The following is a 14,933-nucleotide window of genomic DNA, read 5'->3' on the forward strand; positions in this document are numbered from 1 at the left end:
GCGAGGAAATAAATAATGAATACAAAAAATATAGAGTTTTATGAACCTAGCAAACTAAAAAGTAAAATTAAAAGAACTAAAATAGTAACAACAATAGGTCCTAGCACAGGAACAAAAGACGACATGAGAAAGTTATTTGAATGTGGTATGAACGTTGTTAGACTTAACTTCTCACACGGAAGTCAAGATGAACACATTTTAAAAATCAATGCAGCAAAAGAATTGCGCGAAGAATTAGACAAACCAATTTCAATATTACTAGACACCAAAGGTCCTGAAATTAGAGTAGGAAGAATGGTTGAAGGATCACAAAAAATAAAAGCTGGAACTGATATTCGAATTTATACTACTGAAAATGAATTCAAAACAAGAGAATGTAAAGCTGGAGAAATGACTGTTTCTTATGATATGAGTATTGATTTGAAGTCTGGTGACATTATTTTAGTAGATGATGGGAAGTTAACATTAAATGTTTTGAATGTTGAACCTGGAATCGTAAATTGTCGAGCTTTCAATTCTCATGTAATTAAGACAAATAAGCGTATAAATTTACCAGGTGTAGATTTCTCATTACCATTTTTAAGTGATAAAGATATTTCTGACATAAGATTTGGGGCAAATTTAGGAATAGACTATATTGCAGCAAGTTTTGTAAACACACCAGAAAATGTAAATGATATAAGAAAAATACTTAAAGAAGAAAATGCCGAACATATTCAAATTATTTCAAAAATAGAATCAAAAATTGGGATATTTAATATCGATGAAATCATTGATGCAAGTGACGGGATAATGGTAGCTAGGGGAGACCTTGGTTTAGAAATACCTTATTACGAAGTTCCTTATTGAGAAAAACAAATGATTAGAAAATGTCGTGAAAAAGGAAAGCTTGTGATAGTCGCTACTCAAATGTTGGAATCAATGACTGATAACCCACAACCAACAAGAGCAGAAGTTACCGATGTTTACTATGCTACTGAACTAGGTACAGATGCCACAATGTTGAGTGGAGAATCAGCTGCTGGTATCTATCCTTTTATTACAACTGAAACTATGGCAACAATTAATAAACGTGCTGAGCTTGGTTATTATGGAAAAGTTTATTACGACAGAGCTTTAGAAATTGCAAGAAGCACAACTCAAGGACCAAGAGCAAAAATCGCAGATGAATTAGCTAATATTACTCGAAATGGTAAGTATGAGTTTGCAATTGTCTTATCTAGAACTGGAGAATTATTGAAAACCATTTCTAAGTTTAGACCGAATGTTACTATTCTAGGTATTTGTGAAAATGAAAAATTATGAACAGCGTTTGGTTCATGACATTCAATTTTTATGAATAGAGTAGAAAACATTGATGAAGCAGTGGCAAACCCAAGCCTTTTAAGCGAGATTGCCAGATCATGAGGTGCCAAAAAAGGCGAAGAAATTTTAATCGTAAGATCAGAAAACATAAAAGTTCATACTGTTTAAAAAAAATTACTTCGGTAATTTTTTTTAAAATATAATACGGGTCCTGTTCGATGTAGCAATTGTACCAATTTGTAATATAATTAATTAATATATAAAAGAGGTTATTAAAATGTCTTATAAAAAAAGTTACAAAAAATTAAGAAAATATCAATACAACTGATTTGCTTTATCTTGTACTTTATTTCTTTTTCCTATTGTGATTATCTTTGTTACAATCTTTTCAATAGCCTTTGTTCCATATTTGTTCAAATATAAAAGAAGCGGAATTGGAAAAGGGGGTCAAGAGTTAAATACCCTTAGTGACTTAGAATATGATGGTCAAGTCAAAAAAATGCCAAAATATAATATTAAAGAAAACTCTTACAAAGAGTTTTTTATAGGAAATGAAGAAGAGAAAATTAGTGTTCTAACGATGGAACACGAGAACAGCGATAAATGAGTTATCGGTGTTCATGGTTTTAAACGAAATAAATATATTGGTGTAAGGAATGTATTTCATTTTTATAAAGAGGGTTATAATATATTAACTTTCGATGCCTATGCACATGGGAAAACATATGGAAAGAAATCAGATTTTGGTTTAACTAATTCAAAAATTCTTGATGTGTTAGTAGAGTGAATTAAAAAAACTAAAAAAACAAGTAAAATAGGAATTTTAGGGGTTAGTATGGGAGCGACAACATCGCTTATGTTTGCTAAGAACTATTATCTAAAAAATAAAGTTGATTGAATTATTGCTGATTGCCCATTTATGCAAGCAATTCCGCAAATTAGATTCTTTTTACAAAAATATACTAAATTACCTTGATGATTAGGTACATTATGAATTAATTTTTTATTTAGACTACATAGTAAAACTAACATAAAAGAAGTTAACTTATTTTGAGGATATGAAAAAATCAAAGATTTACCAATATTATATATTCATGGTAAAATAGATGACTTCATTATGTATGATAACTCAGTAGTTATGCATTATAAAAAAAGTCTTTTCGATAACAATAAAGAGAACTTGATTATATATGATAATGCCAAACATAGTCAGTCTATTGTTAATAATTATAAGGACTATACCACTAGAACACTAAATTTTGCATCAAAATATAATAATACAAAAACAAAGTAAAATATTATTTACTTTGTTTGTCTAAAACATTGTTTAGAATTGTAGTGTGTTTTTATTTATATCGATTGTTAGAGCCGAAGGCTCTAATTTTTTTTCTCACTTCATTTTTGACCTCATCGATTGAAGATCTACCATACTTACGAGCGTCATACTCATTAGGGTGATCTGTTAATCAATTTCTGATTCCATTACAAGCAGCAATTTTTAGATCTGTACCAATATTTATTTTAGTTATACCCAAACTGATTGCTTTTTGTAGGTCGCTCAATGAAACTTGGCTTGCCCCATGTAATACAAGAGGTGCCTTTATTTTTTCGCTTAATTCTTTTAGTAGCTGAAATTGTAGTTCGATTTTACTCTTGTTTAAACCGTGACTTGTTCCTATCGCTATCGCGAGTGCGTCTATTTGAGTCTTATTTTCAAAGGCAATTGCATCTTCTAAAGAAGTATATTTTTTATTTGATGTATCTCTATCATCTTCTTTTCCACCAACATGGCCAATTTCTGACTCAACATCCACATTTCTAGTTCTTGCATATTCAACAACTTCCTTTGTTTCCTTTACATTCTCTTCGAACGGTTTAAGTGATGCGTCTAGCATCACACTTGAAAAACCCACATCACATGCTCGTTTAATTAATTTAATATCGAAGCCATGATCTCAATGTAACACAACTGGTATTCGAGCTTCTTCTGCTGCTTTTAATGAAAGAGCAAATACATTCTCAATTCCGATATATTTAGCTGCACTTTCAGTAACCATTAATATTACAGGTGATTTTTCTTCCTCTGAAGCTTCAATAATTCCTTTCATCATCTCGAGGTTATCAAAGTTAAAGGCTGGAACTGCGTAGCCTTCTCTTTTCGCTTTTGCTAGTTCTAATTTTAATTTGGCTTTCATAATTGATACCTCCTTTTGTGATAAACTATACACATAAGTATTTTACATTGTTTTAAACTTTTTTAAACTTTTTTAAACTTTTTTAAACTTTTTTAAACTTTTTTAATAAATAACAACGAGGAGAATTTGAATGTTAAAAGAAGAGAGATGAGCTAAAATATTAGAATTAGTAGACACAAGGGGCTTTGTAAAAAATAATGAACTTGCTAGATTAACTGATTCAACTATTCAAACTATAATAAGCGACATAAATTCACTAGATAAGGAAAATAGAGTTATAAAAGTTTATGGTGGCGCTAAGTCTATATTCGAACATAAAACTAATAGAGAATCTTTTGATGAGGAAAAAATAAATTTAAATAGTTTTGAAAAAGATTTGATAGCTAAAACAGCTGCGGACTTAGTTGAAGAGAAAGATTATATTTTTTTAGATACAGGAACAAGCACAAAAAAATTAATAAAATATTTAGCAGATAAGGATATAAAAATAGTAACTAACGGGTACTCAATAGCACTGGAACTAATGGAGCAAGATATTGAAGTTTGTTTAGTTGGTGGAACAATAATCCCATCAACCCATGCTACTGCGGGTGTTTTATCTTTGAAGTTTTTAGAAAACTTTTATTTTGATAAGGCATTTATTGGTATCAATAACGTTGACAAAGAGGGAATGTACACCACTAACATAGAAGAAGCTATGATAAAAGAAAAAGTAATCAAATGTTCAAAAAAGGCTTTTATTTTGTGTGATTCTAGTAAATATGGTAAAAAAAATAGTGTCAAAGTGGTTACTCAGGAAAACACAACTATAATTAGTGAAAAAGCACCCAAGTTTGATTTAAATAATATAATAATTGCAAAAACTGAGTAAAATAGATTTTCTACTCTTTTTTATTGACAATTAACCTTTTGAAGGTAAAATATATATCTATGAAAACTAATGTTTATAAAGACTATAATTTTTAAGCAGAAATAATGAAAGGAAATGATTATTTTAATCTACCAAACTTTTTTTGGTGTTAAAATTTCACATTGAAAATGGAGAAAAAAATTTACATTACTTCCCTGAACCCTTCAATTGAATACAAACTATATTTCGATGAGTTAGTTAAACATAAAAAAAATCAATCTTATAAATCTAAAATGAAGCCATTTACTAAAGTTCTTCATATCGGAAGAATATTTAAGAAGATGGATTGAGATGTTATACCTATATTGTTCATTCCTCCTCATTTTGGATCACTTTTTAAGAACGAAATGGAAAAAGAGAATATGAACTTAAAATGATTTCAAGCGAAGGGAGATATTAGAATAAGTGTTAAGTTGGCGGATAATGATATAACTGAATGTAACACTTTTGGTGCTCCTGTATCCCAACTTGAACTCAGAAAGATGAAATCATATTTTTATGATGTTTTGCAAGAAAACGACATTGTAGTTTCTACTGGAACAGTTCCACCAAATGTAGATAATTCTATCATAAGAGATATTTGCGAAATAGCTAACATTAATAAAGCGAGATTTGTGACAGATGTTTTTGGTGAGCCCTTAAGAAAATTATTGGGAAACAAAGTTTTTTTATACAAGACAAACATTGAAGAACTTGAATTAACAATGGGAAAAAAAATAAACAATCAAAATGATTTAATTATTTCTATGTCCGTTTTACTTAATAAAGGGATAGAAAATATTTTAGTATGTAAAAATAACAACCTCATCTTAGCAAATAACCAAAATATCTTAGAAGCCTCTTTTGAAAATCTGAATTTACAAAATAAAGAAGTTATTGATCTTAATTATGGAGTTTTGGCAGGGTTCTTAGATACATTTATTAAAACTAATGATTTCGAATCAGCACTCAAGAGCTCATTATTAGTTGGCAATGCAATTATAATTTGAAAACATAGTATTACAAAAGAAAAAATTAGTACTATTTTAAAACAAACCGATCAAATAAAAATAAGAGTAGTGCGTTAGTATAAAAAATTCCAAAATTTGAATAAATTATTTCAATATTCTCCAAATTATTTCATATTGATATAAAATAGGCAATGGGAGGATATTATGCACAAAATTAAAAGAAAGGAATTGTTTCTAGAAAAACTTAAAAAATCAAAATTTATAACATCTAGAGATTTTATTAAGTTTGCTAATGAACTAGGAATTAATGAAACTACAGCGAGGAGAGACCTTAAGGAGTTAGAACTTGAAGAAGCTATTAGTTTATCTTTTGGAGGTATATCGTTAAAAATTAATGATGACTTCGAAGAAAGCAGGGTTAAAAAATTAACTATCGAGATAGATAAAAAATGCTTGATAGCAAAAACCGCTGTAAAACTATTGTGTGATCAAGACATTATTTTTTGTTCAGCAGGTACTACAATGGAAAAGTTTGTCTCTAAGATAAAAAAAACTATTAAGATGGTAGTTACTAACTCATTAACTGTTTTTAATGAGTCCAGAAAAAATCGCTTTATTAAAGATGTAGTTTTATTAGGTGGACTTTTTAGAGAGAAAAGTCAAGTCTTTTCCTCGAAAAATCAAGCAAATCATTTTAATGAGATGCGCCTTTCAAAGACGTTTTTTAGTGCCTTAAGTATTGATGATAAAGGAAATGTATATGATGATTTTGACCCTGAAATCGATGTGATTTTAAAAGCCATGAATAATTGTCAAAGTTCTTATTTACTAATAGATTCTTCAAAGTTCATAAATATTGGTGCTAATAAAATAACTAATATCAATAGTATTAAATATATAATTACAGACAATTGTAGCGAACAAATGAAAGAATTGCTAAAAGATAAACTTATTTTAGCGAAGAGGGAGAATAATGATTAGTTTTGAAAATATAGAAACAATAAAAGAAATACGCCAACAACCCATCATATTTAAAAAAATTTACGAAACGTTCGTAAATAATATTAATCACTATAAAGAATTTGCCCAAAAATATAAGAATTACAAAATCCTATTGGTAGGGGCAGGAACCAGTGAATTCATAGGAAATGCAATCCAACCTTATTGATATAGTAAAGGTTTGAATATAATATCTGTTTCATCAACAGAGTTAATTTTAAACCCAAAATATTACGTACGTAAAAATGAAAAAGTGGTTTTAGTTTCGTTTGCTAGAAGCGGTAATTCTCCAGAATCGGTTGCTTCACTTGATGTAATGAACAAATATATGAAAAGTTATTTTAATTTAATTATAACTTGTAACAAAAACGGAGAGTTAGCAAAGCAAGTGAACTTTTTAGAAAATATAGAATTAATACTATTACCCGATGAGTCGAATGACAAAGGTTTTGCAATGACATCAAGTTACTCTGGAATGATGATGGCTGCCAATTTGATATTTTCTTTAATGACTGACAGCTTATTTTTTTTAAACTTTGAAGATAATTTGAGCAAATATTCAGATGCTGTGCATCATATCGAACAAAATATACATATGTTAGAAGAACTTTCATTCAAAAGAATAATTTATTTAGGAAGTGGTGTTATGAAAGGTATTGCCCAAGAGTCTAGTTTAAAATTCCTCGAACTAACACAGGGGATAATCCCTACATTTTTTAATGATATTTTAGGTTTTAGACATGGCCCGAAATCAATTTTAAATAAAGAAAGCGCCGTTTTAGTTTTGAGATCATCGAACTCACACTCTAGAAAATATGAACAAGATCTTATAGAAGAGCTAAAAAATGAAAATAGAATAAAATTAATTTTAGAGTTAGATTATAAAGGTATCAATAAAAATCAAAATCTTAAATTGTTTATAAATACTAACTTGAATGACGAAATTTGAATTGGGGTTTATTACATCTATTTTGCTCAATTATTTGCAATTATGAAATCTTTATCTTTAAATATTGATCCTGATAACCCTTGTCCTTCTGGTGAGGTTAATAGAGTTGTCAAGGGTGTACGTATTCACGAGTATAAGTAAATGACTGCAACACAAATAGGCTTATTAGTTGGATTATTTGCGGGTATTTTAGGAACAATTCTCACCATTATCTATATATTAAGAGTGAAACAAAAAAATAAACATAAAGCTAAATCATTCGATTCAGATAATCATAAAAAAGGGAGCGTTTACTCATTCTTTTACAAGTGACTAATCGTCTTTTTCTTATTTACATCAATTGTTGTTACTCTGTTTTGCATTTTTATGTTAGTTTCGTATATATAAAAATTCAAAAACAACCAATTTCTGCCATAATATTTCAGAAAAAGGTTGCTTTTTTTTATCTCTTAATAAAATTTCCAAGAAAGGAGAATTAAATAAATAAATTTCCAAGAAAGGAGAGACACTGATGAATACGGTATCTAAAAAACTACAAAAGGTTCCTAGGCAAAAAAAAGAGAAAGACAGTAAGAATCTTAATAAGGCCGGGAATACATTTTGAAATAATTTATTAACAAAACTACAGGGGTTAGGTAAATCCCTAATGTATCCAATTGCATTGCTTCCATTTGCTGCCTTACTTAATAGATTTGGGTCTTTGGGTATGGAACTAAATGCAAATAGTCAAGGGAATGTGGGTTGATGATTTGGTTTCATAATACAAAAACCAGGTGTAACAATTTTTGATCAACTTCCATTAATTTTTGCTATTGGAACTGCTTTTGGTTTATCAAAAGACCAAAGGGGGGAAGCGGCATTAGTTGGTGCAGCATTTTATCTAATTATTGTTGCATTTTTGATAGAAGGAGGGTTGCCTTCACTATTTTACAAAAACACTTTAACTTTCGATGTTCATAGTCTTGATAAGGAGGGTCATCTACAAGTAACAAAAAGTTTATCTGAATTATTTTATGTACCAAATTGAGGTAGGTTAGAAGGTTATGACGGCCTTTACCGAACAGGTGGAACTTATATATTAAATATAGGTGTACTTGGGGGGATTGTTGCTGGTTGTCTTTCTGCATACTCATACAATAAATTTAGAAATATCAAATTACCCCATTCACTAGCATTTTTTGGAGGTCGTAGATTTGTACCTATGATTGTGATGGTTGCCTCTATTCCTGTAGCATTCTCATTTGCTATTATTTGACCTTGATTCCAATATGGGTTAGTTTCATTTGGTAAAGCTATTTCAAATGATGCATTCGCTATACCGGGAGCATTTTTCTACGCATTTATAAATAGATTAGTTCAACCAACTGGGCTACATCACATTATCAACACATTTCTATGATTCCAAATGCCAATAGATGGTCATTTAGTTGATTTTAGTGGTAAGTTCATAGTTTATAATGATATATTTTTAGAAAATCATGAAATAAATAGCGAGTATTTATTTAAATTAGGAGCATTAATAAATAAAACTATTACAACCGAGAATTATCAAGAATTCATATCTGTAAGAGATCAAGCTCTCCCATCAGGTATGTTAAGTAATAGTAATGGATCTTACACAATTTTTGGAGATATTAATGCTTTCCAAAAATCAATGGTTTCAGGTAACTTCCAAACAGGTTACTTCCCTATGTTCTGAGGTGGATTACCTGGTGCTGCCTTAGCGATGATATATTGTGCTAAGAAAGAGAAACGTAAAGAGACTGCAACCTTTTTAATTGGTGTAGCCACTGTTGCTGCTCTAACTGGTATTGACGAACCGTTGATATTTGCGTTCATATTTGTAGGACCAATTCTATGAGTTGTTAATGCACTATTTACTTCAATATTTGCTGCAATAGCAATAGCAATGCATATGCACATCGGATTTGGTTTCTCTGGTGGATTTATCGATTATGTAATCTCCTTTGCAAACTCATGAGGAATGAGTAAATACGAAGGAAATGTAAACGGGGCATTTTATGGTGTTATCTCTAACCCGTTATGGATGTTTGCGTTAGCTGGATTGGCTTTCCCAACATACTTCTTTACTTTCTCATTTATAATCAAAAAAATGAACATTATGACACCTGGTCGTGAAAACAGTTCAAATAATGGAGAAGTTATTAATCAAAAACCAGTTAGCAAAGAAACTAAGTCGGATAAATACAGTAATATGGCTAAAAAAATAGTTGATATTATAGGTATAGATAACATAAAAAAAGTGGATAATTGTGCAACAAGACTTCGATTTGAAGTTATTGATAATAAGACCAACATTGACGATAAGCTTTTTAAAGAAGCTGGATGTTATGGTGTTAAAAGGCTCGGTAATTCTAATCTACAAGTGATAATTGGCACCGATGTTGAACATGTAGCAGATATTATTCACGATTTAACAGGAAAATAAAAAGGACTTTAAACACAACATATGTTGTGTTTTTTTATAAGCTAACAAAATAATCAATAACAAACTACTACTATATAACACTAAGTGATATAATGGTTTTGTTAGACAAAAGGAGAATAATAATATATGAAAATTTATAACTTAAAAGACAAAATGAAGCGCACAAAAGTTATTACTACAGTTGGACCATCAGTTCATACTAAAGAGGCAATTAAAGAACTTTACGATAAAGGTATGACTACAATACGTTTAAACTTCTCACATGCTGATTTTTCAGAACATGGTGAAAGATTTGAATGAGTCAAGGAGTTAAGAAAAGAACATAAACTTCCAATCTCAATTCTATTAGATACAAAAGGACCTGAAATCCGTGTAGGTAAAATGAAAGATGGAAAACAAGAAATTAAAGCAGGAACAGAAGTAACTGTTTATACAAACCCAGAAGACTTTAAAACAAGGGAATGTGGACCTACTGAGTTACAAATGTCTTATGATATGTCACAAGATGTTAAAGTGGGAGATGTTGTTTTAGTAGACGACGGGAAACTTACTATGCACGTTACAGATGTAAAACCTGGATTAGTGATGTGTAAAGCATTTAATAATCACGTTGTAAAAACAAACAAACGTGTTAACCTTCCGGGTGTTGATTTCACTCTTCCTTTTTTGGCTGAAAAAGACTATAACGATATCAAATTCGGTATTGAAAATAATATAGATTATATTGCAGCCTCATTCGTTAATACTGCTGATAATGTAAAAGAAATCAGAAATATTTTAAAAGAAAATAACGCAGAGCATATTCAAATTATTTCAAAAATAGAATCACAAATTGGAATTGATAATATTGATTCAATTATTGATGCAAGTGATGGAATAATGATCGCTCGTGGTGATCTAGGTTTAGAAATTCCTTATTATGAAGTTCCATTCCAAGAAAAAAGAATAATCAGAAAATGTCGTGAAAAAGGTAAACTAGTAATAGTTGCAACACAAATGTTAGAATCTATGACTGATAATCCTCAACCAACAAGAGCAGAAGTAACAGATGTTTATTATGCAACCGAATTAGGTTCAGATGCAACAATGTTAAGTGGTGAATCAGCTAATGGTGATTATCCATTCATAACAACTGAAACTATGTCCACTATTAATAAACGTGCAGAAATTGAATTTTATACAAAATTATATTATGAAAAACAATTAGAAAATGCTAGAAATACTACAAGTGGTAAACGTGCCGATATTGCAAACCAATTAGCTAATACTACTATGGATGGTAAATATGAGTACGCAGTTGTAGCATCAAGAACAGGTGAGTTACTAAAAACTATCTCTAAATTCAGACCAAATGTTACAATTTTGGGTGTAACAGATGATGAAAAATTATGAACATCATTCGGAGTATGACACTCAATATTTATGAGTAAAGTAGAAAACTTCGATGATTTCCTAAATGATGAAAAAGCAGTGTCTGAGATTGCAAAATCTTGAGGTGCAAAATCTGGGGAAAAAATTCTTTTCGTTAGAAATGAAAACATCAAAGAAATCTCAGTTTTATAATATAAAAACCTATCAAAAACTCTTTTTAAAAAAAAGAGTTTTTTTTATTATTCTTGGAAAATCTTTTTTACCAATATTTGTCTATTAGATTGCTATTTTAGTATTATTTGATACTTTAAATTTGCTTGGCACTTTGGCAAGTATGGAAAGGAATTTTTATGGAGAATTGATTTACACATTTTGGAACAGAATTATTAGGAACTTGTTTCTTAATTTTGTTGGGCAATGGAGTAGTAGCCAATGTTATTTTAAGGGATACTAAGGGTAACAAAGGTGGATTTATAGCTATAACAACGGGTTGAGCATTAGCTGTTGCATTAGCTGCAACAATTTCATCAGCTCTTGGTGGAGCAGCACATTTAAATCCAGCTGTAACGATTGCTGTTTTGACTAATGGATGAAAGGAAAATGTTGGTGATTTTTGTTTACTACCAATATTTCTAATTGGTCAATTAATTGGAGCAATATTAGGGCAAGTAATTATTGATATATTTTATATTAAACATATTTTACACACAGCAGCAAGTGGGGAAGGTGCTAATGTACTAGGAATGCACTGTACAGCACCAACTTATCGCAACGTAGCACTTAACTTTTTTGCAGAGTTTGTAGGAACCGTTGTTCTTATTGTTGCAATATTATCCATTAAAAAATTTTATTCTAATGCTGGATGAATGGGTCCATTGTTTGTTGGATTAACTGTGTTTGGTATTGGATTATCTTTAGGGGGAACAACTGGGTATGCCATAAACCCTGTAAGAGACATAGTACCAAGAATAGTTCACCAATTATTACCTATTAAAAACAAAGCGAGCTCAGATTGAAGTTATTCTTGAATACCTGTAATAGCACCGTTGGCAAGTGGGTTAGTAGTTGGAGCAGCATTTTTGATTTAAAAAATCACGTTAGATTGGATTACATATGGAAAAGTTCGAATATGATATTTGTATCATAGGCGCTGGAATAATAGGTGCCTCAGTAGCAAGAGAATTATCGAAATATAAATTAAATATTATTGTCCTTGAGTCAAATCCCAGTTATGCAATGGAGACATCAGAAGGAAATTCTGGTTTAATACATGGTGGTTTCGATGCTAAAACAGGAAAACTAAATGCATCTTTGAATATACTCGGTAAGGAAAGGTATAATGACTGATTTAGAGAGTTGGATTTTAGTCACAAGAATATAAATTCTTTAGTATTAGCTTTCAATGATAATGAGGTAGAACATTTGAATATTTTGTATAACAGAGGGATAGATAATGGTTTAAACTCAAAAGAAATGCAAATCATTAATCAAAATAAAATCTTAGAAATGGAGCCAAATATCAATAAAGATGTGAAAAAAGCTTTATTATGTAATAGTTCAGTGGTAATTGATCCAGTTGAACTAACAGGAGTTTTATTAAAAAACGCCATTAGAAATGGAGTTAAAGTTAAATTTAACAGTAAAGTTACTCATATTTCTAAAAGTGAAGATCGTTTTGAAGTTTCATTTAATGAGGAGACTGTTTCTGCAAAAAGAGTCATTAATTGTGCTGGACACTATGCGGATGTAATCTCTAAGATGGCAGGATTTGATGATTTTACTTTAAATACAAGAAGGGGCGAATATTTGGTTTTAGAGAAGTCTGTGAATAATAATGTGAATAATGTTTTATTTATGGTTCCAACAATTCACGGTAAAGGGGTTCTCGTAGCCCCTACATTGAAGGGAAAAATACTAGTTGGACCAACAGCTGAAGAAAATGTTCCAAAAGAGGAGACAAGAGTGATAACACCAGAGAAGGAACAAGAAATAATAAAAATCGGTAAACAAATATTACCTAATTTAGATATTAAGTTAACTAGTCTTCGCTTTTCTGGATCACGACCTATCTATTTAAAGACAGATGATTTTTATATCAATTACGCATCAAAGGATAAAAACTTTATTAATATCGCAGGTATTAAGAGCCCTGGAATATCTTGTGCTCCGTCAATTGCTGACTATGTAATAAATCTCTTGAAACCATTTCTAAAAATGGAAATAAACCCAAATTATCAACCAAATGAGAAAAACATATTTTATAAATAAAGATAAAATAATTAGGAAGGAATGCACGAAATGGAAGAATATATTGTAACACTAGACGAGGGGACAACAAGTGCAAGAACACTTGTTGTCAATAAAAAAGGGGAAATTGTTTCCTCAAATCAGAAAGAATTGTCTCAGTTTTATCCAAATGAGGGATGAGTTGAACAAGACCCTGTTGAGATTTGAAATACTCAACGTACAACACTTATAGGAGCCTTAAATGCAAGCGATATAAGTCCAGAACAAATAAAAGCGATTGGAATTACTAACCAAAGAGAAACAGTTATAGTATGAGACAAAGAGACTGGGAATCCTATCTATAATGCAATTGTTTGACAGGATCGAAGAACCGATGCCTTTTGTATTGATTTAGAAAAAACACATAAAGAATTTATTAAGGAAAAAACAGGTTTAGTGGTGGATGCTTATTTCTCAGCTAGTAAAGTGAAATGAATTTTAGATAATGTTAAGGGAGCAAAAGAGAAAGCAAAAAACGGAAAACTTTATTTTGGTAACGTTAATACATGATTGATATGGAGATTAACTGGAGGAGAAGCATTTGTAACAGACCACACTAATGCGTCAAGAACAATGTTATATAACATCAATACTCATGATTGAGACGATGATTTATTAAAATTATTTCAAATTCCAAAATCAATGTTACCCACAATTAAAAGCAATAGTGAAATTTATGGATATACATTTTTTGGCCTACTTTCAAAAATGTCTGATTGTAAAATACCAATTAGCTCTTCTATTGGAGATCAACAATCTGCACTATTTGGGCAAATTTGTTTAGAACCAGGTGAGATAAAAGCTACATATGGAACCGGTGCTTTCATTTTAATGAATACTGGTACTAGTAAAGTTGAGTCAAAAAACGGTCTTTTAACAACTATCGCATATAATATCGGGAAAAACTTTGTTTATGGACTTGAGGGGTCTGTAATGATGGCTGGAGCAACACTACAATGATTAAGAGATGAACTAAGAATTATTTATAAGACACAATTGAGCGAATGATACGCAGAGCAAGTGAATGACGATAGACAAGTTTATTTTGTACCAAGTTTCTCAGGTCTAGGTTCTCCATATTGAGATCCATATTCAAGGGGTGCTATTTTTGGACTTGATAGAGGTGTAACTAAAGAACATATTATAAAAGCAGGTTTAGAATCAATTGCTTTTCAAACCAACGATGTTTTTGATGCTATGGCTGAAGACTCTGGGTTAGAAATCAAAAATGTAAAAGTTGATGGTGGGGCCGCTAAAAATAATTATTTAATAAAATTTCAATCAAATATTAGTGAAACAACCATAATTAGACCTAAAAACATAGAGACAACAGCCATGGGTGCGGCTTTCTTATCTGGATTAGCTGTTGGTTTTTGAACTAGTATTGAGGAAATAAAAAGTATTTGAGCAACAGATACCAAGATTAATGCTGATACTAACTTCAACAAGGAGAAATATCTAAGGGGATGGAAAGAGGCGATTTCAAGAACAAGAAACTGACTTAAGGATACAAAATAAT

General features: G+C 30.5%; 13 protein-coding genes. 12 read left to right on the forward strand and 1 reads right to left on the reverse strand.

Going from position 1 to position 14,933, the window contains the following annotated elements:
• Positions 1–15: 15 nt before the first annotated feature.
• Both pyk (SAPIS_RS00980) and SAPIS_RS00985 read left to right on the forward strand, forming a co-directional pair.
• Positions 16–1,473, forward strand: coding sequence for a pyruvate kinase (gene pyk, locus SAPIS_RS00980; protein WP_023788962.1), 1,458 nt, complete (start codon positions 16–18; stop codon positions 1,471–1,473).
• A gap of 109 nt (positions 1,474–1,582) precedes the next feature.
• Positions 1,583–2,599 (forward strand): alpha/beta hydrolase, encoded by a 1,017-nt coding sequence (locus SAPIS_RS00985; RefSeq protein WP_023788963.1) that lies wholly within the window; start codon positions 1,583–1,585, stop codon positions 2,597–2,599.
• 52 nt (positions 2,600–2,651) lie between these two features.
• Here SAPIS_RS00985 and SAPIS_RS00990 read toward each other — a convergent pair whose 3' ends face one another.
• Complete coding sequence (locus tag SAPIS_RS00990) at positions 2,652–3,500, reverse strand: class II fructose-bisphosphate aldolase (RefSeq protein ID WP_023788964.1); 849 nt, start codon at positions 3,498–3,500, stop codon at positions 2,652–2,654.
• A gap of 130 nt (positions 3,501–3,630) precedes the next feature.
• On the opposite strand from SAPIS_RS00990, the gene SAPIS_RS00995 reads away from it, so the two are divergent.
• The 10 genes from SAPIS_RS00995 to glpK all read left to right on the forward strand — a co-directional run bounded on the left by SAPIS_RS00995 (position 3,631) and on the right by glpK (position 14,932).
• Complete coding sequence (locus tag SAPIS_RS00995; RefSeq protein ID WP_023788965.1) at positions 3,631–4,371, forward strand: DeoR/GlpR family DNA-binding transcription regulator; 741 nt, start codon at positions 3,631–3,633, stop codon at positions 4,369–4,371.
• A 167-nt stretch (positions 4,372–4,538) separates the two neighbouring features.
• Positions 4,539–5,477, forward strand: coding sequence for a PfkB family carbohydrate kinase (locus SAPIS_RS01000; RefSeq protein ID WP_023788966.1), 939 nt, complete (start codon positions 4,539–4,541; stop codon positions 5,475–5,477).
• Between the two features lie 87 nt (positions 5,478–5,564).
• Positions 5,565–6,341, forward strand: coding sequence for a DeoR/GlpR family DNA-binding transcription regulator (locus tag SAPIS_RS01005; protein ID WP_023788967.1), 777 nt, complete (start codon positions 5,565–5,567; stop codon positions 6,339–6,341).
• Positions 6,334–7,449: an SIS domain-containing protein gene (locus tag SAPIS_RS01010; protein ID WP_023788968.1), complete on the forward strand. Its 1,116-nt coding sequence runs from the start codon at positions 6,334–6,336 to the stop codon at positions 7,447–7,449. Before SAPIS_RS01005 ends, SAPIS_RS01010 begins: the two co-directional genes overlap by 8 nt.
• A complete protein-coding gene (locus tag SAPIS_RS01015; RefSeq protein WP_023788969.1) occupies positions 7,450–7,695 on the forward strand; it encodes a hypothetical protein in 246 nt (81 codons plus the stop codon). It begins immediately after the preceding gene.
• Between the two features lie 124 nt (positions 7,696–7,819).
• Positions 7,820–9,757 carry a PTS transporter subunit EIIC gene (locus tag SAPIS_RS01020; protein ID WP_023788970.1) on the forward strand — a complete coding sequence of 646 codons (1,938 nt, stop codon included), beginning with the start codon at positions 7,820–7,822 and terminating at the stop codon, positions 9,755–9,757.
• 126 nt (positions 9,758–9,883) lie between these two features.
• Positions 9,884–11,320, forward strand: coding sequence for a pyruvate kinase (gene pyk / locus SAPIS_RS01025; RefSeq protein ID WP_023788971.1), 1,437 nt, complete (start codon positions 9,884–9,886; stop codon positions 11,318–11,320).
• 158 nt (positions 11,321–11,478) lie between these two features.
• A complete protein-coding gene (locus SAPIS_RS01030; protein WP_023788972.1) occupies positions 11,479–12,216 on the forward strand; it encodes an MIP/aquaporin family protein in 738 nt (245 codons plus the stop codon).
• Between the two features lie 25 nt (positions 12,217–12,241).
• Positions 12,242–13,396: a type 2 glycerol-3-phosphate oxidase gene (gene glpO, locus SAPIS_RS01035; protein WP_023788973.1), complete on the forward strand. Its 1,155-nt coding sequence runs from the start codon at positions 12,242–12,244 to the stop codon at positions 13,394–13,396.
• Between the two features lie 30 nt (positions 13,397–13,426).
• Positions 13,427–14,932, forward strand: a complete 1,506-nt coding sequence (gene glpK, locus SAPIS_RS01040; RefSeq protein WP_023788974.1) for a glycerol kinase GlpK — start codon at positions 13,427–13,429, stop codon at positions 14,930–14,932.
• The last annotated feature ends 1 nt before the right edge of the window (position 14,933 follow it).

It is taken from the genome of Spiroplasma apis B31 (assembly GCF_000500935.1).
In the GTDB taxonomy this organism is placed as follows: Bacteria; Bacillota_I; Bacilli_A; order Mycoplasmatales; family Mycoplasmataceae; genus Spiroplasma_A; species Spiroplasma_A apis.